This window comes from Chitinophaga sp. (assembly GCF_019236475.1).
Classification (GTDB): Bacteria; Bacteroidota; Bacteroidia; order Chitinophagales; family Chitinophagaceae; genus Chitinophaga.
In genome coordinates this window covers 407,330-424,119 of sequence record NZ_JAFAIX010000012.1, presented here as the reverse complement: position 1 = coordinate 424,119, position 16,790 = coordinate 407,330, and the positions used below count along the sequence as shown (strand labels likewise).

Annotated in this window: 18 protein-coding genes; 11 read left to right on the top strand and 7 right to left on the bottom strand. The window is 43.0% G+C overall.

Annotated elements, in window-relative coordinates:
* Positions 1-115: 115 nt before the first annotated feature.
* The gene (locus JO154_RS17895) at positions 116-577 is read right to left on the bottom strand and encodes a single-stranded DNA-binding protein (protein WP_291948017.1); all 462 of its coding nucleotides are present in this window, start codon (positions 575-577) and stop codon (positions 116-118) included.
* 131 nt (positions 578-708) lie between these two features.
* The gene (gene mutY, locus JO154_RS17890) at positions 709-1,782 is read right to left on the bottom strand and encodes an A/G-specific adenine glycosylase (RefSeq protein ID WP_291948015.1); all 1,074 of its coding nucleotides are present in this window, start codon (positions 1,780-1,782) and stop codon (positions 709-711) included.
* Between the two features lie 220 nt (positions 1,783-2,002).
* Here mutY and JO154_RS17885 point away from each other — a divergent pair, with 220 nt between their 5' ends.
* From JO154_RS17885 to JO154_RS17870, 5 genes are all read left to right on the top strand, one after another.
* Complete coding sequence (locus JO154_RS17885; protein ID WP_073084475.1) at positions 2,003-2,290, top strand: HU family DNA-binding protein; 288 nt, start codon at positions 2,003-2,005, stop codon at positions 2,288-2,290.
* A 25-nt stretch (positions 2,291-2,315) separates the two neighbouring features.
* Positions 2,316-3,158 (top strand): tetratricopeptide repeat protein, encoded by an 843-nt coding sequence (locus JO154_RS17880; protein ID WP_291948013.1) that lies wholly within the window; start codon positions 2,316-2,318, stop codon positions 3,156-3,158.
* Positions 3,159-3,195: 37 nt separating this feature from the next.
* On the top strand, positions 3,196-3,291 hold the full coding sequence (locus JO154_RS26535; RefSeq protein WP_224118025.1) for an AURKAIP1/COX24 domain-containing protein: 96 nt from the start codon (positions 3,196-3,198) through the stop codon (positions 3,289-3,291).
* 319 nt (positions 3,292-3,610) lie between these two features.
* Complete coding sequence (locus JO154_RS17875) at positions 3,611-5,161, top strand: Rne/Rng family ribonuclease (RefSeq protein WP_291948012.1); 1,551 nt, start codon at positions 3,611-3,613, stop codon at positions 5,159-5,161.
* A gap of 188 nt (positions 5,162-5,349) precedes the next feature.
* Positions 5,350-7,020 (top strand): L,D-transpeptidase family protein, encoded by a 1,671-nt coding sequence (locus JO154_RS17870; protein WP_291948010.1) that lies wholly within the window; start codon positions 5,350-5,352, stop codon positions 7,018-7,020.
* A 67-nt stretch (positions 7,021-7,087) separates the two neighbouring features.
* Here the strand turns inward: JO154_RS17870 and JO154_RS17865 are convergent, their stop codons facing one another.
* Complete coding sequence (locus JO154_RS17865; RefSeq protein ID WP_291948008.1) at positions 7,088-7,471, bottom strand: RidA family protein; 384 nt, start codon at positions 7,469-7,471, stop codon at positions 7,088-7,090.
* 99 nt (positions 7,472-7,570) lie between these two features.
* On the opposite strand from JO154_RS17865, the gene JO154_RS17860 reads away from it, so the two are divergent.
* The 6 genes from JO154_RS17860 to JO154_RS17835 all read left to right on the top strand — a co-directional run bounded on the left by JO154_RS17860 (position 7,571) and on the right by JO154_RS17835 (position 12,084).
* Positions 7,571-8,233, top strand: a complete 663-nt coding sequence (locus JO154_RS17860) for a 3-hydroxyacyl-CoA dehydrogenase family protein (RefSeq protein ID WP_291948006.1) — start codon at positions 7,571-7,573, stop codon at positions 8,231-8,233.
* Between the two features lie 2 nt (positions 8,234-8,235).
* On the top strand, positions 8,236-8,913 hold the full coding sequence (tsaB, locus tag JO154_RS17855) for a tRNA (adenosine(37)-N6)-threonylcarbamoyltransferase complex dimerization subunit type 1 TsaB (RefSeq protein ID WP_291948004.1): 678 nt from the start codon (positions 8,236-8,238) through the stop codon (positions 8,911-8,913).
* Between the two features lie 213 nt (positions 8,914-9,126).
* A complete protein-coding gene (locus tag JO154_RS17850; protein ID WP_073084462.1) occupies positions 9,127-9,486 on the top strand; it encodes a metalloregulator ArsR/SmtB family transcription factor in 360 nt (119 codons plus the stop codon).
* A 143-nt stretch (positions 9,487-9,629) separates the two neighbouring features.
* Positions 9,630-11,033: an MBL fold metallo-hydrolase gene (locus JO154_RS17845; protein ID WP_291948002.1), complete on the top strand. Its 1,404-nt coding sequence runs from the start codon at positions 9,630-9,632 to the stop codon at positions 11,031-11,033.
* 161 nt (positions 11,034-11,194) lie between these two features.
* On the top strand, positions 11,195-11,686 hold the full coding sequence (locus JO154_RS17840; RefSeq protein ID WP_291948000.1) for a BON domain-containing protein: 492 nt from the start codon (positions 11,195-11,197) through the stop codon (positions 11,684-11,686).
* Between the two features lie 20 nt (positions 11,687-11,706).
* On the top strand, positions 11,707-12,084 hold the full coding sequence (locus JO154_RS17835; RefSeq protein ID WP_291947998.1) for a LysM peptidoglycan-binding domain-containing protein: 378 nt from the start codon (positions 11,707-11,709) through the stop codon (positions 12,082-12,084).
* An 83-nt stretch (positions 12,085-12,167) separates the two neighbouring features.
* Here the strand turns inward: JO154_RS17835 and JO154_RS17830 are convergent, their stop codons facing one another.
* The 4 genes from JO154_RS17830 to JO154_RS17815 all read right to left on the bottom strand — a co-directional run bounded on the left by JO154_RS17830 (position 12,168) and on the right by JO154_RS17815 (position 16,785).
* Entirely contained in the window at positions 12,168-13,049 is an 882-nt protein-coding gene (locus JO154_RS17830) for a lysophospholipid acyltransferase family protein (RefSeq protein ID WP_291947996.1), read from the bottom strand.
* Positions 13,050-13,099: 50 nt separating this feature from the next.
* A complete protein-coding gene (gene nadB / locus JO154_RS17825; protein WP_291947994.1) occupies positions 13,100-14,698 on the bottom strand; it encodes an L-aspartate oxidase in 1,599 nt (532 codons plus the stop codon).
* Between the two features lie 57 nt (positions 14,699-14,755).
* Positions 14,756-15,361, bottom strand: a complete 606-nt coding sequence (locus tag JO154_RS17820; RefSeq protein WP_291947992.1) for a lysoplasmalogenase — start codon at positions 15,359-15,361, stop codon at positions 14,756-14,758.
* A gap of 83 nt (positions 15,362-15,444) precedes the next feature.
* Positions 15,445-16,785 (bottom strand): ATP-binding protein, encoded by a 1,341-nt coding sequence (locus JO154_RS17815; RefSeq protein ID WP_291947990.1) that lies wholly within the window; start codon positions 16,783-16,785, stop codon positions 15,445-15,447.
* Between the last annotated feature and the right edge of the window lie 5 nt (positions 16,786-16,790).

Genomic DNA, 16,790 nt, shown 5'->3' with positions numbered 1-16,790 from the left:
AGATAATGGAAATTCAAACTGCGGAGGCAGGTAAGAAAGTTCCATGCACGCAAATATAAGTAATGTCCCTAAATGGGATTACGTCCTAATAAAAACTTAAACTTTTTTAATATTACTAAAAAGGCAGATCGTCTGCAGGTTCGTTCAATGAAGGGGGAATTTCCATGTTATTAGGAAAGTTTTCTCCAGTAGTGGAACCGGTGCCGCTATGATGAGGAATGGGGTGATCTGAGCTGTTAAGGTCCATGCGTTTGTCGAGCATAACGAGGTTGTCTCCTACAACTTCAGTTGCAAATTTCTTATTACCTTCTTTATCTTCCCAGCTGCGGGTGCGTAAGCGACCTTCGATATAGACAAGGCTTCCTTTGTGCAAGTATTTTTGAGCCAGTTCAGCGAGTCCACGCCATAAAACGACGGTATGCCACTCTGTTTGACTGATAAGTTTACCTGCTCTGTCCTTGAATGTTTCTGTAGTAGCTAATGAAAATTTGGCTACGGCAATATTACCTTCCAAAAACTGTACATCCGGGTCCCTTCCTAAATTGCCAATCAGTATTACTTTATTAACACCTCTCATAGTTGTAGGTTTTTTTTAGTCTATTGATAAAGAGTTCTTCTTTTAATAAATAAACAACCTTCTTAAAGTTAATATTTTTTTGCAATCGGCCTTCAAAAAAATATAAAACTTTCCAAATGGGGGCCAGGTAGCTATAAAAGCAGGCCAGTTTTGGATTGCAGGAAGCTGGTGATTGTTTTTGGAAACGCAAAGTTATCAAGTGAGTCGGTGGGTATCAGTTGATAACCTGGGATTTCCAAGGGGTGATTGATAGAGATGTTAATGAATTGACTATGAATTGTTTGATGAGTTAGTTGTTGTTTGAATGGTTTGGAGATGCGGGTTGTTTCGAAAGGGGCGTCTCCAAAAATCTGCTGGAAATCAGTTCCCGAGAGGATTTGCGTGCTATCGGCGGGGGCTGCCGTTTCCAGGAGAATGAACTCATGCAAGTTCTGCCATATATCGCTTTCGGTACGTTTCCGGATATAGACCTGATCTTTCCAGGAAGCGATGATATAGTTGAAATATCTTTTTTTGATCTGTAATTTTTTAGTTTTTACAGGTAGGAGAGACACGATACCCTGGTGATAGGCAGCGCATTTTTTTTGTAGTGGGCAGGTATCGCATTCCGGTAATTGCGGTTTGCAAACAACCGCGCCGAAGTCCATAATGCTTTGATTATAAACGGCTGATTTATCTTTTGGCAATAATTCTTGGGCGAGGTCTGCGAATAATTTTTTCCCTTCCGTGGTATCCATGGGGGTATCGATGCCGAAGAAGCGGGCGAGTACGCGGAAAACGTTCCCATCCAGTACGGCATAGGGGAGATTGAAGGCAAAGGAGGCGATAGCGGCGGCTGTATAGGGGCCGATGCCTTTCAATGCTTTAATCTGATCGTATTTATCTGGGAACCGACCATGATAGGTTTGTGAAATTTCCTTGGCGGCCGCCAGCATATTTTTACAGCGGGCATAATATCCGAGGCCTTGCCAGAGGCGGAATACTTCTTCTTCGTTGGCTGCTGCCAGGTCGTTGGCAGTAGGGTATTGGGAGATAAATCGTTCGTAATACGGCCAGCCTTGCTCTACGCGTGTTTGTTGGAGAATTATCTCCGACAGCCAAATGCGATAGGGGTCTTTTTCACCTTTCCAGGGCATGGAGCGAGAATTGTGTTCTTGGTTCCATTCCAGTAATTTTTCGGTAAAAAAAAGTCGGGCGGCGTGCATTTATATATTATTTTAATAAAATTATTTAGTATATTGATATGGCAAAAGGTGGCCTGAGAACCCTATAAGGCACATCTGTTACCCTTTTTCAGGGATGCAAATAAATGTAAAATATCGCCAATACAGTTATAAGGAAAAATAATAAAATTTATTTGCTTAAAATTCAGCAATTAAAAATTTTAAATTAACTTTGAGAGTAAAGTAATCCTCTCGCTTTTATATGAGAAAAGCTGATTTAATTAACAACATTGCTGAAAAAACCGGCATCCCCAAAGTAGATGTGTTAGTAACCTTGGAGGCTATGTTCAAGGAAGTGAAAGAAGCGCTTGCGAATGGAGAACACATTTACATTAGAGGGTTTGGCAGTTTTATCACCAAGAAGAGAGCCGCCAAGATCGGCCGTAACATTAAGAAGAACGTTGCTGTGGAGATTCCGGAGCACTTTATTCCTGCATTCAAACCATCGAAAGAATTTGTTGCTGAAGTAAAGAAGCTTAAAAGTTCTTAATTTTGCAGCCTAATTTATTTAGGCCATGCGAAAATCACAAGTTCTCCTTATTGGTGCTGCTGTAGCGTTATTGGTGGTATTATATGCCTTTGGCCGTACAGTGCCCCGGTCGGACAAGAAAGCTATGTCAACTGCCGCTCCTATGCAGGGCGGACAGGAGGTGGCCCCTATTGCTTTTTCTGAGCTGCTGGATGCAGCGAAGAAACGTATTCCCGCAGAAAAACTGCTCCAAGTAAATACGATTGAAACCAATGTGGTGCGTGGGGATGTAAAAACCCAGCAAATAGCTGCGTATCGCCAGCTCTATACCGCGTGGGATAGTCTCAATGAGGCACCAGTGGCCGCATATTACCTCGGACAAGCGGCCAAGTTGGAAAATTCCGAAAAAAGCCTCACCTTTGCAGCCAATTTATTTTTAACTCATCTGCAACATGCGGAAAATCCAGCAGTTGCAAAATGGGAAGCTAATCAAGCAGCCGAACTGTTTGATGCAGCGATTGCACTCAGCCCTGAGAACGACACACTGAAAATGTCACAGGCCATGATTTTCATGAACAGTGGCGAACCAATGAAAGGTGTGGGCATTCTGAGAGATGTGGTGGCAAAACATCCGGATAATATTGATGCTCAGGTAACGCTTGCGAACCTGGCTATCACTTCCGGACAATATGATAAAGCTATTGACAGACTGGAAGAAGTAATGAAGAGACATCCGAACAATGCGAAAGTAATTTTTGTATTGGCCGAGTCTTACAGAAGTAAAGGAGATAAAGCAAAAGCCATCGAACTGTTTAACAAAAGTAAACAGTACATGGAAGATCCGGAACTGAAGAAAGAAGTAGATAGCTATATCAAGAGTATTCAATAATATTTATTTTTTCAATCATCTAAAAACGTATTAGCGTATGCCTTGCGGTAAGAAAAGAAAAAGACATAAAATTGCCACTCACAAGCGTAAAAAAAGACTGAGAAAGAACCGGCATAAAAAAGGTAAGAAATAATTACTCCAGTTTCCCGCCATTTATACTAGGTATTAAATGACCCGGCGCGGCGGTCGGATAAAAATTTTCATATATCCTGCATGATTTTAGCTTTAATTCTTAAATTGCTAAAGTCATGCAGGTTGTTTCCATAGATCCCGCATAAGAATTCTCCGGATAATTACCTGCAGTGATCGCTGAACCCTTAAGCAATCCATCATCACGTACGTGACGAATATGCTAACTTTATAGTGAGCTACAATTGGTATGCAGGAAGCTGTTATCAACAGCCGTGTGCATAGCATAAAGGTGAAGTTTTAAAGGTTAAAATTTTGGACGCTTGAATAAGGAACTTATTATAAATGCGGCTCCCACAGGGGTGGAAATTGCGTTACTGGAAGATAAAAAGTTAGTTGAATTACACCACGAAAGCGGCAATCCTAACTTTGCAGTAGGCGATTTATACCTGGGCAAGGTGAAAAAGCTGATTCCCGGCTTAAATGCTGCATTCGTTGACGTAGGCTTCGAAAAAGATGCCTTCCTCCACTATACGGATCTTAGCCCCTATATCCGTTCCATTCTTAAATTTACTCAACAAGCCCTCAGCGATAAATCCCCTGAAGGATTTGATTTTACGAAATTTAAAAATGAACCGGAGATAGTAAAGACCGGAAAAATTACTGATGTTCTGGGCGGTAAACCTAATATACTCGTTCAGATCCTCAAAGAACCCATTTCCTCTAAAGGCCCACGCCTTAGCTGCGAAATCTCTCTGCCTGGAAGATTTATCGTGTTAACACCCTTTAATGATATTGTTGCGGTTTCTAAAAAAATCCACTCTTCCGAAGAAAGAAAAAGATTGCAGAAAATCGTGGAAGCCATCAAACCTCCCAACTTCGGCGTAATCGTCCGAACAGCGGCGGAAGGAAAGAAAACGGCTGAACTACACGAAGATCTCACTACCCTGGTCGAAACCTGGAAAAATATCCAGTCCAACCTCAAAGGTGGTCAGGCCCCGCAGAAAATACTGAGCGAACAAGCTAAAACGACCAGTATCCTCCGCGACCTCCTGAACGAGAGCTTCAACCGCATTGTCATCAATGACAAAAATATCTATACCGATACCAAAGCCTATATCCAGAAAATAGCGCCGGAAAAACAAAATATTGTAGACTACTACAATAACGGTTCTCCTATCTTCGATAACTTCGGTATCACCCGCCAGGTAAAAGCTTCCTTCGGTAAAACCGTTAACCTCGACTCTGGGGTTTACCTCATTATCGAAGCGACTGAAGCCCTGCACGTAATCGATGTTAACAGCGGTTACAAATCTTCCAGCAATAACCAGGAACAAAATGCCCTCGCATCCAACCTGGAAGCAGCGGCCGAAATAGCCAGACAACTCCGCCTGCGCGACCTCGGTGGTATTATTATCATCGACTTCATTGATATGAAACTGCCCGAAAATAAAAAGACAGTTTTCGAAGCAATGGAGAAGTTTATGCAACTGGACAGAGCTAAACATACCATCCTCCCGATTTCCAAATTTGGCCTCATGCAGATTACCCGTCAAAGGGTAAAACCTGAAGTGACCATCTCCGTAGCGGAAGATTGCCCAACCTGTAAAGGTACCGGCAAAATCGGCGCTTCCATGCTTATCATGGATGATATCGAGAAAAACCTGCAATATCTGATCAATCATCAGCATAAAGGACTGACCATTCAGGTTCACCCAATTCTGTACGCATATCTGACCAAGGGATTCCTCACTTCCAAACAGTGGAAATGGTACTTCCAATTCAAGAAATGGATTAAGGTAAAAGCCGACTCCAATTACCACCTGACAGAATATCGTTTCTTCGATGCAAACGAGGAGGAAATAAAACTCTAAACAAACAGATGAACCAATAAGTTATTAAAGGGAGATGTTACCAAATGGTCACATCTCCCTTTAAAATTATTACCATGTCCATGTGAAATGCTATAACGCTATATATTTCATACATTTACCTAAGCAATCACCCCATTATAGGCCATCATTTCAGCCTGTAATGCATATTGTAAACATCCATAACAACTATGAGTATACGTTTCTACACCTCAATTTCTCTACTGTTCCTGTTGGCCTTTGTGGCTTGTCAGTCTAATAGCGGTGAACGTAAACGCCTGAAAGCGAGAGATACCGTCCATTACACCAAACAGGAGTATATCGAGAAAACACTGGACTCCAACCAGTTGAATTCCTTCCTGGCAGCCCATCCCAACTACCAGCCTTACGGTGAATTCATTAAAAACTTCTATCGGCAGCGTGATTACCACTATGCCTGGATCAATAAGGATACCCTCACCGAACAAGCAGGCAACTTCGTCAATATGATGAAGAATGATGCGGCATTCGGCTTACAGGATAGCACTGTCAGAACACCGGAATTGAAGATGCTGACAGATTCCCTAGCACTCACCGATTCTACCATGGCAGTTAGTGCTGCGGATATTCCCCGCACAGAAATGATGCTGACTGCACAGTTTTTCAGCTATGGCAACAAAGTATGGGGTGGTCTTACTAGCGATAATGCTAAAGATCTGGAATGGTTTATCCCACGTAAGAAACTGGATCTTGCCAGTATCCTGGATTCGGCACTCAGCAAAACAGGCGGTAATATTGAATCAAATGCTCCTGTAAATCCACAATATAAAATGCTGCGGGAACGCCTGAAACAACTGGCGGTTATCAATGAAAAAACGAAATGGGATACCCTCGCTGCTCCCACTAAAAGTCTGAAGAAAGGAGACTCGTCGGCATTAATCGCCAATGTAAAACTCCGCCTGGAAGCGTTTGGCGACCTTCCCGGACATGATAGCTCCGGCACCTTTGATTTGGCTACGGACACGGCTGTACGTAATTATCAAACCAGGATGGGACTGAAAGTAGATGGCCAAATTTCTTCGGCAGTGACTAAATCGCTCAATGTACCTGTATCACAGCGTATCAGCCAGATCCTGCTGAATATGGAACGCCTCCGTTGGGTGCCGGTAGAACCGCCTAAAACTTATATCCTCGTGAATATTCCGGAATTCAGAATGCATGTTTACCAGGATAGCAAACTTGCCTGGAGCTGCAATGTAGTAGTAGGTACGCCGGGTACGCATACAGTAGTATTCAGCAATGAATTGAAGTATGTTGTGTTCAGCCCTTACTGGAACGTGCCTCCGGGAATCTTATATAAAGAAGTGTTGCCTGGTATCCGTCGGAGTGGAGCTGGTTACCTGGCTCGTCAAAATATGGAGATTGTTGGGGCTGGAGGGAAAGTTGTCTCCCCATCTGTTGCCAGCAAATACGCTGGTAAAGGTTTCCCATATACCGTACGCCAACTGCCTGGTGGAAAAAACTCCCTGGGTAAAGTGAAATTCCTTTTCCCGAATGAATACAATATCTACCTGCACGATACACCAGCCAAATACCTGTTTGGTCAGAACAAACGTTCATTCAGCCATGGTTGTATCCGGGTAGAAGAGCCTAAACATCTGGCTATGTGGTTGTTACGCAATGATACTTCCTGGACAGAACAAAAAATTGATGATGCCATGAATGCATCGAAGGAGAAATATGTAACCCTGAAAGAAAGTGAAAGAGTTCCGGTATTTATCGGCTATTTCACAGCATGGGTGGATAGTGAAGGCCGACTCAATTTCAGAGATGATGTATATGGCCATGATGCTAAACTGGCGGCCACCCTATTCGGAAAATAATAAAAGCACACATAATAAAACTGCATGCAGTCGCGCCTTTGGTACGACTGCATGCTTTTTTTATGCCTTATCCTTTTACGGCAATCACAGAGATTTCCACATTTACCCCTTTCGGTAAAGCGGATACCTGCACGGTTTCACGAGCAGGATAATTGCCAGTGAAATAGCTGCCGTATACTTCATTGATTTGCGCAAACGCGTTCATGTCTGTAATGAAAATGGTGCTTTTTACGATGTCGCTAAAGCTCATACCAGCTTCGGTTAAGACAGCTTGGAGATTTTTCATTACCAGGTGTGTTTCATCCACCACACCGGATTTTACGATTTCGCCGGTAGCCGGGTTCAGTGCAATCTGACCGGAAACATACAGTGTATTGCCGGCTTTTATAGCCTGGTTATATGGCCCGATAGGAGCAGGGGCGTTCTGGGTATTAATGATTTGCTTTTCCATGAAGGCGAAAATAAAAATAAAATAACTACAACACCAGTGGCGGCCAGACAGTTGCATCAGAATTAATGATTCTTTATTAGGTTTGCTGAAATTTAATACATGAATATCCTGGTAATAGCAGATGCCCAGCGGTATGAGGAATTGCAGGAGAAAGGGCTGGGAAAGCACGATGTACAGTGGAAGACAAACTTGGAAGATGTCTTATCTGTCAAAGCATTTGATTTGGTGATTGATACCTTGTTTGACGACAGGCTATCCAACGCAGCCATTTACGCCCGTAATCCTGAAGTGCCTGTATTGGCCTGTACTGTAAAGGTATCTTTGGCGGAAGTCATGAACCATACGGCCTTTGAGCAAGGCTTCAATATCATGGGCTGCAATTTGTTGCCAGGATTTATCACCATGCCTGTTACAGAGGTATCTGTATTGGATAATACACAGTTCGGACAGTTGGATAACCTGATGTATCAGTTGGGTTGGGAATATGCCGCAGTAGCGGATTCGGTAGGAATGGTCACTCCCCGGGTGATATGTATGATCATTAATGAAGCATATATCACCGCTGAGGAAGGTACTGCGAGTCGCGCTGATATTGACATCTCCATGAAACTGGGAACTAATTATCCATTCGGGCCATTTGAATGGTGTGAGCGGATAGGAGTGAAAAACGTGTATGAAGTATTAAAAGCCGTTCAAGAAAGCTTGGACGACAATCGCTTTGAAGTAGCGGCATTATTAGAAACAGAATACGAAGCAATATAGTTATGGCACTTATAATCAATATCGATACTGCAACGGTAAGAGGCTCTGTTAGTCTTGCCCGTGATGGAAAAGTATTACAGACGCTGGCAAGTGAAGAGCAGAAGGATCATGCAGCAACGATGACATTATTCGTGCAGCAGTTACTGTTAGAGCAGGGTGTAAATCCTGATTCGCTGGATGCTATAGCAGTGAGTGCAGGGCCGGGTTCGTATACGGGTCTCCGTGTGGGCGTAGCAACTGCCAAGGGATTGTGTTATGCGTGGAATAAGCCGTTGATTGCTGTTTCCACCTTACAGATGATGGCGCAGGGTATGTTACTGCAGCAGAACGACAGTCAAATACTGTATTGCCCAATGTTGGATGCCCGTAGGCAGGAAGTATTCACAGCGGTGTATGATGCTGATCTAAAAGAGGTAATGCCGCCACAGGCCTTGATTTTAGATGAAAATTCGTACAAAGACCTATTATCAAAACATAAGATCATATTTTTCGGCGATGGTAGTCCGAAGTGGCGCCAGATGCTGGTTTCGCAGGATAATGCCATTTTCGGGCTTTATGAAATGACTGCAGGGGATATGTCACTGCTTTCAGAGGCGGCATATGGTCAAAAATCCTTTGCTGACCTTGCTTATTTCAGTCCTTTTTACCTTAAACCGTTCTTTTTCCCCAAAAAATCATAGCACATCCGTTTGATTTTGTCATAATTCTGTCAAATTACATCTTTTTAGCACGTATCCTAGGGATATATATGAAAAAATAAGGTATAGAAATTTTTTTTATTGTGACAGATATTATATTTTTGTATAAATCGATAACCACAATTGTTGTCTAACTGTTTGTGAGTACTGTCCGTTGATCCCTTTCATTTCATCATTTTTTAAAACTATTATGCGATGGAAAAAACATTATTAACTACCTCTTCTAATACTCTTATTATTTCTAGAGGTAACAATGAAAAAGACCAGATCAAATTGGATTACATTGCCGTAAAAAAAGCAGCTATGGTATTGCGTGCTATCAACCATAAACTGCGCCAGCAGATGATCAAGCTGTTGGAGGATCATAAAAAAATGACTGTGACAGAGATTTATGTGAAACTGCGTCTGGAACAATCGGTAGCATCACAACATCTTGCTATTTTAAGAAGAGCGGGCATAGTAATTACAGAAAGAGATGGTAAGTTCATTCACTATACCATTAACAAGCAACGTATTGCTGAAGTGGCGAAGTTTGTGGAAGAACTGGTAGGTTAATTATTTTATTGCATGACTTCACGCCAGTTGTGCAGGGAAAATTATAGAAAAAGTAGCCATAATGGCTACTTTTTTATTTTGGTATAGATTTTATCCATAAGTACACCGACCATTAATTAGTAATTTTGTATAAATCAAAAACCATGTTCGTTAAACAATTATATACCAACTGCCTGTCTGAGGCTGCCTACTTTATTGAGTCGAACGGAGTGGCTGTAGTAATTGATCCACTGCGTGATATAGAGGTTTACCTCGACCTGGCCAAAGAGAGAAATGCCAAGATCCAATACATCTTCGAAACGCACTTCCATGCTGATTTTGTTTCCGGACATTTGGAGCTAGCGAAGGCCACTGGTGCGCAAATTGTATTCGGACCTGATGCTGTGACGAACTTCCAGGCATATATTGCACAGAATAATGAAGTGTTTAATATCGGTGATCTGACGATCAAAGTGTTGCATACTCCTGGTCATACATTGGAGTCTTCCTGCTACCTTTTATCTGATGCACAACAGCAACCATATGCATTGTTTACTGGAGATACGTTGTTTGTGGGAGATGTAGGTCGCCCAGATCTGTTCAGCGGTAATCTCAGCAAAGAGGAACTGGCTGGCATGCTCTATGATTCTCTCAATGATGTTATTAAGGTATTGCCTGATAATGTGATTGTGTATCCTGCACATGGTCCTGGTTCCGCTTGTGGTAAGAACCTTGGTCCTAATACTTATAGCACTATCGGCGATGAAAAGGCGACTAACTATGCCTTACTGGCCACAGATAAAGCAAAATTCATTGAGGAAGTAACTAGTGGACTGGCAACGCCTCCGTCTTATTTCCCTATCAATGCTAAAATAAATAAAGAAGGATATGATGCGATGCAGGCGGTAATGGATAAAGCCATGCAACCGTTGGCACCAGCCGCTTTCAAAGAGAAAGCTGATGCTGGAGCACTGATCTTGGATACGCGTCCTGCAGTTGAATTTGGCGACGGTTTTGTACCAGGCGCTATCAGCATTGGCTTGGAAGGTCGTTTTGCTGAATGGGCTGGTAGCTTACTGCCATTTGATCAAGATATCATTCTGGTGACTCCTCCTGGTAAAGAAGAAGAAACCGTAGTAAGAATGGCGCGTGTAGGCTTCGAAAACGTAGTAGGTTACCTGGAAGGTGGTTGGGCTGCATGGGAAGCTGCTGGTATGCAAAGAGACCTGATTATTACGGTTGAACCAGATGAACTGGCGATGGATATTCCACATGATGAAAACCTCGTGATTATGGACGTTCGTAAACCTGCAGAATATGCTAGCGGCCATATCAAAGATGCAGTAAGCTTGCCATTAGGAGAAATGACTGATCCTGGTAAACTGGCAGATATGGATGAACACTTGAACTTGTATGTTCACTGTCAAGGTGGTTACCGTAGTATCATTGCTTGCTCTATCCTGAAAAGAGAAGGTATCCACAACATTAGAAATGTGGATGGCGGTTATGCCAAAATGAAAGATGAAAAAGGACTGGTGGTAGTACAGGAGAAAACTGTATTAAACTAAACCCTTCACCATACTGATTAAAAGCCTTCCCATATGGGAAGGCTTTTTTTAATATGTGAATATTTGGCCATGCGTACAATTGATTTTCAATTAGTTAATGCATAAAATAATTTTCTATTCCCCTGTTATTGCTTAACTTCTTCGACTAAAAATCAGGAGTCATGAATAGAAAATCCTTACTTGCCGCCCTGGTATTACTCATGGGCATATTTCTGTTTGCCTGCAAACCATCTGACAGTAACATTAAGCAGGCTGTGAATGAAAAGTTGAGTGCGATCCCCGGAATTACAGCTGAAGTACACAATGGCAACGTTACCCTAACCGGAGAAGTCTCCGATGAAGCTGCTCGTTCGGCAGCAGAAGATGCCATTAAAGGTGTAAAAGGCATTAAGAATGTAGAAAACAAAATTATGGTGAAAGCACCTGAGCCTGTAGCTAAAGCGGCTCCTGTGATCATCAATCCAGACGAAGTATTAAAGAAATCGCTGGATTCTTCCTATGCTGCTGCTGGATTTTCCGGTATCAGTGTAACAGTAGACAGTGGTGTTGTAACCTTAGATGGTTCCGCTACCAAAGCGGATCTTCGGAAAATTGTACAAACAGCGCAGGAATCCAAACCAAAGAAAGTCGTAAACAATATTAAAGTTAAATAACCCTTTAAAATGTTATTGTCATGGGCTTACAGGATAAATACCAGGAACTGATCGACCAGGCTAAAAGTGCTGGTGTAGCTGATCTACAAGTCAGAGAGCAGGATAATGTATTGTATATCGATGGTACTACTACTTCGGAAGTGAAAGACCAGTTGTGGGATACCTACGAAAAACTGGACCCCGAAATGCGTTCAGCGGATGTAGTGATGAATATCAGCGCTACAGATGCGCTAAAAGAAGAACAAACCTATGTGGTAAAATCCGGTGATAACCTCAGCAAAATCGCTAAAAATTATCCCGGTATTTCCTGGAAAGATATTTATGAGGCGAATAAAGATCAGATCAAAGATCCTAATATTATACAGCCAGGATGGGAGTTAAAGATTCCATCTGCCTGATAAATCAATGGTTTACCTGTGGTGAAATCTACTACCTGTCGCCCCTGCCCAGCGAGCAGAGGCGACAAAAAAAAATATGGACATTAAGCCTTCGCCTCTTCTTTCACCCAGTCTTCATAACGGTGTTTCCACCTTCTATGACTCCATACCCATACTTCTGGTTGTTCATGAATATTTTTCTCCAGAAATCGTACGAACGTCTCCGTTATTTTGCCAGCAGGTTCATTGCCTGGTTCTTCAAACATCAATTGCAGCTTAGCATCGTAATACCCTCTTTTTGTTTTGCGGATATCCACAAATACAACAGGAATATTATGACGTTTGGCACTCATTTCAGGCCCTTTGTAGAAAGGTGTCATTTTGTTTAGGAAAGGATACCAAAGGCAACTACGCGGGTTTCCAGGGTTTTGGTCAGCCACGAGCGCAATCAGGTATTGTTTATCCAGCCATGGTTTGATACTATTACCCATATCATTTGCAGGTAACAGAATGGAGCCTGCTTTCTCCCGGAAATGTCTGAATAAACGGTCGGCCGCTTTGTTGGTCAGTGGCATATACACTACGAGGAACGGAAAAGCCACGCCCTGCATACAATACAGGTTAGCCCATTCCCAATTGAAATTATGTCCTAAGTGAAGTTGACAGCTCTTACCTTTTGCATAGAGTTCATGTAATACGGTAAGATCGCAACGGAAGCGCTTTTTAAGTTCTCCCTTGCTCATGGTGAGCAGCTTGATGGTTTCCACCATCATATCCGTGAGATTGCGGTAATATTTTTTCGCAATGCTAGTGATTTCAGCATCTGACTTATTAGGGAAAGCCTGTCGCAGATTTTCAAACACCACTTTTCTGCGGTAACCAAATACGTGATATACCAATACGTAAAAGAAATCGCTCAATAGGTATAATACACGTAAAGGAAGCAGGGATATACCATAACAGATAACCAGCAGTAAATAATACATTATTTCCTTATTGAATTGAGTGCAAAGGTAAGCAATTCAATACGGTTAGATTACAGTACAATATTCTGCACCAGTTCACATTTAAATGGATAATCTGTATTGTAATGTAGGCCACGACTTTCTTTACGGAAGGCTGCGCCTTTTACGATTAGATATCCTACTGTAATCATATTTCTGAGTTGGCAGAGCTGCGGGGAAACTTCAGTGGTTTCGTACAGTAGTTCTGTTTCTTCATGAAGCATGTCGAGGCGGCGGATAGCCCTCTGCAGACGGACATCCGTTCTCACGATACCTACATAATCACTCATGATCTGTTGGAGTTCTTTGAGGCTCTGGGTAATGAGGATCATTTCTTTTGGAGCAGTGGTGCCTCTGGCATCCCAGTCTGGAACATTATCGCGGAAGTTGATGGTGTCAATCTTGCTGGTAGCGTCCAAAAAGCAGCGATGTGCAAATACCATGGCTTCCAGCAGGGAATTGGAGGCCAACCTGTTGGCGCCATGTAGGCCGGTGCTGGCGCATTCGCCGCAGGCATACAGGTTGCGGATGGATGTTTGTCCCCATTCATTGGTCTTGATACCGCCACAACTGTAATGTGCTGCTGGGGATACTGGTATCATCTGGGTTTGTACATCTATGCCGGCTGCCTTACAGGTTTCATAAATATTCGGGAAATGGTGAATGAACTTTTCCATGTCCATATGCCGGCAATCCAGGTATACATATTCAGAACCGGTGATCTTCATCTCACTATCCATCGCACGGGCAACAATATCACGTGGTGCCAGAGAGAGGCGAGGGTCATACTTCTGCATGAAATCTTCCCCATGAATATTGCGTAAAATACCGCCATCGCCACGAACGGCTTCTGTAATAAGGAAAGACGGACTTACGCCTGGCTGATACAACGCGGTAGGGTGGAACTGGATAAACTCCATATTCTCAATACGACCTTTGGCTCTATAGACCATTGCCACACCATCGCCGGTAGCGATAGTAGGATTGGTGGTACTACGATATACCTGACCATTTCCGCCGGTAGCTAGCAGTGTTACTTTGGAAAGAATTTTCTCTATTTGATTGGTCTGGCGGTTCAGTACATACACGCCATAGCATTCAATATCAGGAGTGGATTTGGTAACGAGATAACCCAGATGGTGCTGAGTAATCAGGTCTACAACAAAACAGTGAGTAACGAGTTCGATATTGGACCGCTGATGAATGGCTTCCAGTAAAGCCCGCTCGATTTCTTTACCCGTAATATCCTTGTGGTGAAGTACGCGAAACACAGAATGTCCGCCTTCGCGGCCGAGAGAGAAGTCACCGTTGGCGGTTCTATCGAAGTTAGTACCCCACTCGATGATTTCGTTGACCCTTTCCGGCCCCTCCGTGACTACTATCTCCACAATACGCTGGTTACAAAGTCCGTCCCCGGCAATCAGTGTATCTTCAATATGTTTCTCGAAACTATCGTTTTCCAGGTCGTTGACTACTGCTACGCCTCCTTGTGCATACTTGGTGTTGGTTTCATCCTCCCTACTTTTGGTGATGACAGTAATCTTCTTATCAGGACACTGCTGTGAAACTTTCAGCGCATATGTTAGTCCTGCTATACCTGACCCGATGACAAGGAAATCTGTTTGTTGCATAAGACAACAAAAATACAAATTAAGCTGATTGATACTACTGCTAAAATATGTCTTGCATTAGCGCGATAATGGGTTGAAATAGCTGACTGCTCCAGCGGTGATGCCCCACTGCGCTAGCCCATAGGTAACCATTACCAGTACACCATTGGCAGGCAGGGGTTGATAGAATTTACCTAGTGCTATCAAACTGTCGGAGATCAAGAACAATACAGCGCCAATGATACAGTACCAGCCAGCAGATTGCCATTTCAAATTAAAGGCATGAATGGACGACTGTACCGTTATACTCAAGGCAAGGGCATAGATGATCACCGGGATTTTCAGTGCGCCCAAATGAGGGAGCAGGAAAAGAATAAAACTGATGAGAAAAGCGGCATGCAAAAAGATAATAGGGAACTTGCACATAGGCACTGGATTATTGCTATACCGGATTTTAAGGAAGAAAAGAATGTAAAAGACATGTGCCAACAGAAAACTGCCCAGACCAGTCAGAAATTGCGAATCAAACATCAGCAATACATCTCCGCCGAAAGAGAATAGCAATGCCAGCATGAGGCGTCTGAGGTAGGGAGACTTCATATTCCCGTGGCTGGTGAGTACAAAAAACATCAACAGGATGGTTAACAGCGGCTTGGTGACAAAGCGGGCGGAATGCAGGTCCATTCCGGTAAAAATTACATCGAGCAATAAAACGAACGCGTACAGTAGCTGCCATTTGGAGCGAAAAAGGGTTGATAACATAGTGGTTAATAATTCAGGATAATGAAAAACGTAGAACCGTTACCGTTATTACCAGGACTATTTACTTTCAGTTGGCCTCCATGCAGTTGAATGATCTGCTGGGATAAACTGAGTCCTATACCGGAACCTTTCTTTTTGGTTGTAAAGAAAGGTATGAAAATTTTTTCCATTGCCTCTTCATCAATTCCAGGACCATTGTCTGTCACCTCGATGGTGAGTTGGTTTGTTCCTGGGAGCCAGGCTTTTAGCTCTATGGCGCCATCGGGGGTGTGATCCAGGGCATCCATGGCATTTTTAACCAGGTTGATCAACACCATTTGCAGTTGTGAAAAATCTGCGTGAATGGTGGTTTGTTGTGTATCTATGTCAAGAGTAAATTGGATGTCTGCCTGTTTGAGATCGGTCTGGAAGAGGTTGGCTACAGAGGTAATTAGGGATTTCACATTCACTGAAGTGAACTGTGGTTGGGGCAGTGCAGTGTAATCGCGGTAAGCATTTACAAAATTCATAATTCCTTTACTACGACTCTCCACTGTTTCCAGGGCTTCCCGCAGGTCCGTGATGCCTTCAGGGTTACTGGAAGTTGGAGCGATATCTATCTCCACAATCTCCTGCATCGTACCAATCAACGACACAATGGGCGTAACGGAATTCATAATTTCATGGCGTAGAATTTTAGTCAGGTTCTGCCATGCTTCCAGCTCTTTTTTCTGTAGTTCGGAATGAATATTCTGAATAGATATGAGCTTGATTAGTCGCCCTTGCAAACGCACGACAGCAGCATGTATAGAGAGCTGCTGTTGTTGTTTGGTAGCATAGAGCGACTTATTCCCTGATGTTAATTCCATCAAGAGTGTATCCAAGCCCGGATGCACTGTTTTCAATTCCGACAAATTACGGAGTCGGTATATGCCCAATAAGCGAAATGCCGCAGGGTTGATGAGTTCAATTTTTCCTTCCGCATCAAAAGACAATACGCCGATACTGATATGTTGTACGATGGTATCAATATATTTCAGGTTGGCTTCTTTCTCCGCGCGTGTTTGTCGAAATGCCTCTAATACTTCATTGAACTGTTGGTTCAGCATTTTAAAGCTTTTACCTAGCTTGTTATCGCTGCTGAAACGGATAGAAAAATCCTCATAGCGGATGGATTCCAGGAACAGGGTCAGCTTACGATTGATGCGATTCAGATAATGGTAGATACCATACATCTGGGCCACCACCATCGGAATAAAAAGATATGCCAGTGTATCATTGACGCGGAAGTAGATCCATACGCCCAAAGCAATGGTGGCGGTAAGTAATATTACTCGCAGGGAGATATTAATACTGAACCTGTTCATTTATG

Excerpts from the sequence above, each read along its gene's own strand:
- JO154_RS17895 (WP_291948017.1), bottom strand. The coding sequence starts at position 577 with ATGAGAGGTGTTAATAAAGTAATACTGATTGGCAATTTAGGAAGGGAC.
- mutY (WP_291948015.1), bottom strand. The coding sequence starts at position 1,782 with ATGCACGCCGCCCGACTTTTTTTTACCGAAAAATTACTGGAATGGAAC.
- JO154_RS17885 (WP_073084475.1), top strand. The coding sequence starts at position 2,003 with ATGAGAAAAGCTGATTTAATTAACAACATTGCTGAAAAAACCGGCATC.
- JO154_RS17880 (WP_291948013.1), top strand. The coding sequence starts at position 2,316 with ATGCGAAAATCACAAGTTCTCCTTATTGGTGCTGCTGTAGCGTTATTG.
- JO154_RS26535 (WP_224118025.1), top strand. The coding sequence starts at position 3,196 with ATGCCTTGCGGTAAGAAAAGAAAAAGACATAAAATTGCCACTCACAAG.
- JO154_RS17870 (WP_291948010.1), top strand. The coding sequence starts at position 5,350 with ATGAGTATACGTTTCTACACCTCAATTTCTCTACTGTTCCTGTTGGCC.
- JO154_RS17865 (WP_291948008.1), bottom strand. The coding sequence starts at position 7,471 with ATGGAAAAGCAAATCATTAATACCCAGAACGCCCCTGCTCCTATCGGG.
- JO154_RS17860 (WP_291948006.1), top strand. The coding sequence starts at position 7,571 with ATGAATATCCTGGTAATAGCAGATGCCCAGCGGTATGAGGAATTGCAG.
- tsaB (WP_291948004.1), top strand. The coding sequence starts at position 8,236 with ATGGCACTTATAATCAATATCGATACTGCAACGGTAAGAGGCTCTGTT.
- JO154_RS17850 (WP_073084462.1), top strand. The coding sequence starts at position 9,127 with ATGGAAAAAACATTATTAACTACCTCTTCTAATACTCTTATTATTTCT.
- JO154_RS17845 (WP_291948002.1), top strand. The coding sequence starts at position 9,630 with ATGTTCGTTAAACAATTATATACCAACTGCCTGTCTGAGGCTGCCTAC.
- JO154_RS17840 (WP_291948000.1), top strand. The coding sequence starts at position 11,195 with ATGAATAGAAAATCCTTACTTGCCGCCCTGGTATTACTCATGGGCATA.
- JO154_RS17835 (WP_291947998.1), top strand. The coding sequence starts at position 11,707 with ATGGGCTTACAGGATAAATACCAGGAACTGATCGACCAGGCTAAAAGT.
- JO154_RS17830 (WP_291947996.1), bottom strand. The coding sequence starts at position 13,049 with ATGTATTATTTACTGCTGGTTATCTGTTATGGTATATCCCTGCTTCCT.
- nadB (WP_291947994.1), bottom strand. The coding sequence starts at position 14,698 with ATGCAACAAACAGATTTCCTTGTCATCGGGTCAGGTATAGCAGGACTA.
- JO154_RS17820 (WP_291947992.1), bottom strand. The coding sequence starts at position 15,361 with ATGGACCTGCATTCCGCCCGCTTTGTCACCAAGCCGCTGTTAACCATC.
- JO154_RS17815 (WP_291947990.1), bottom strand. The coding sequence starts at position 16,785 with ATGAACAGGTTCAGTATTAATATCTCCCTGCGAGTAATATTACTTACC.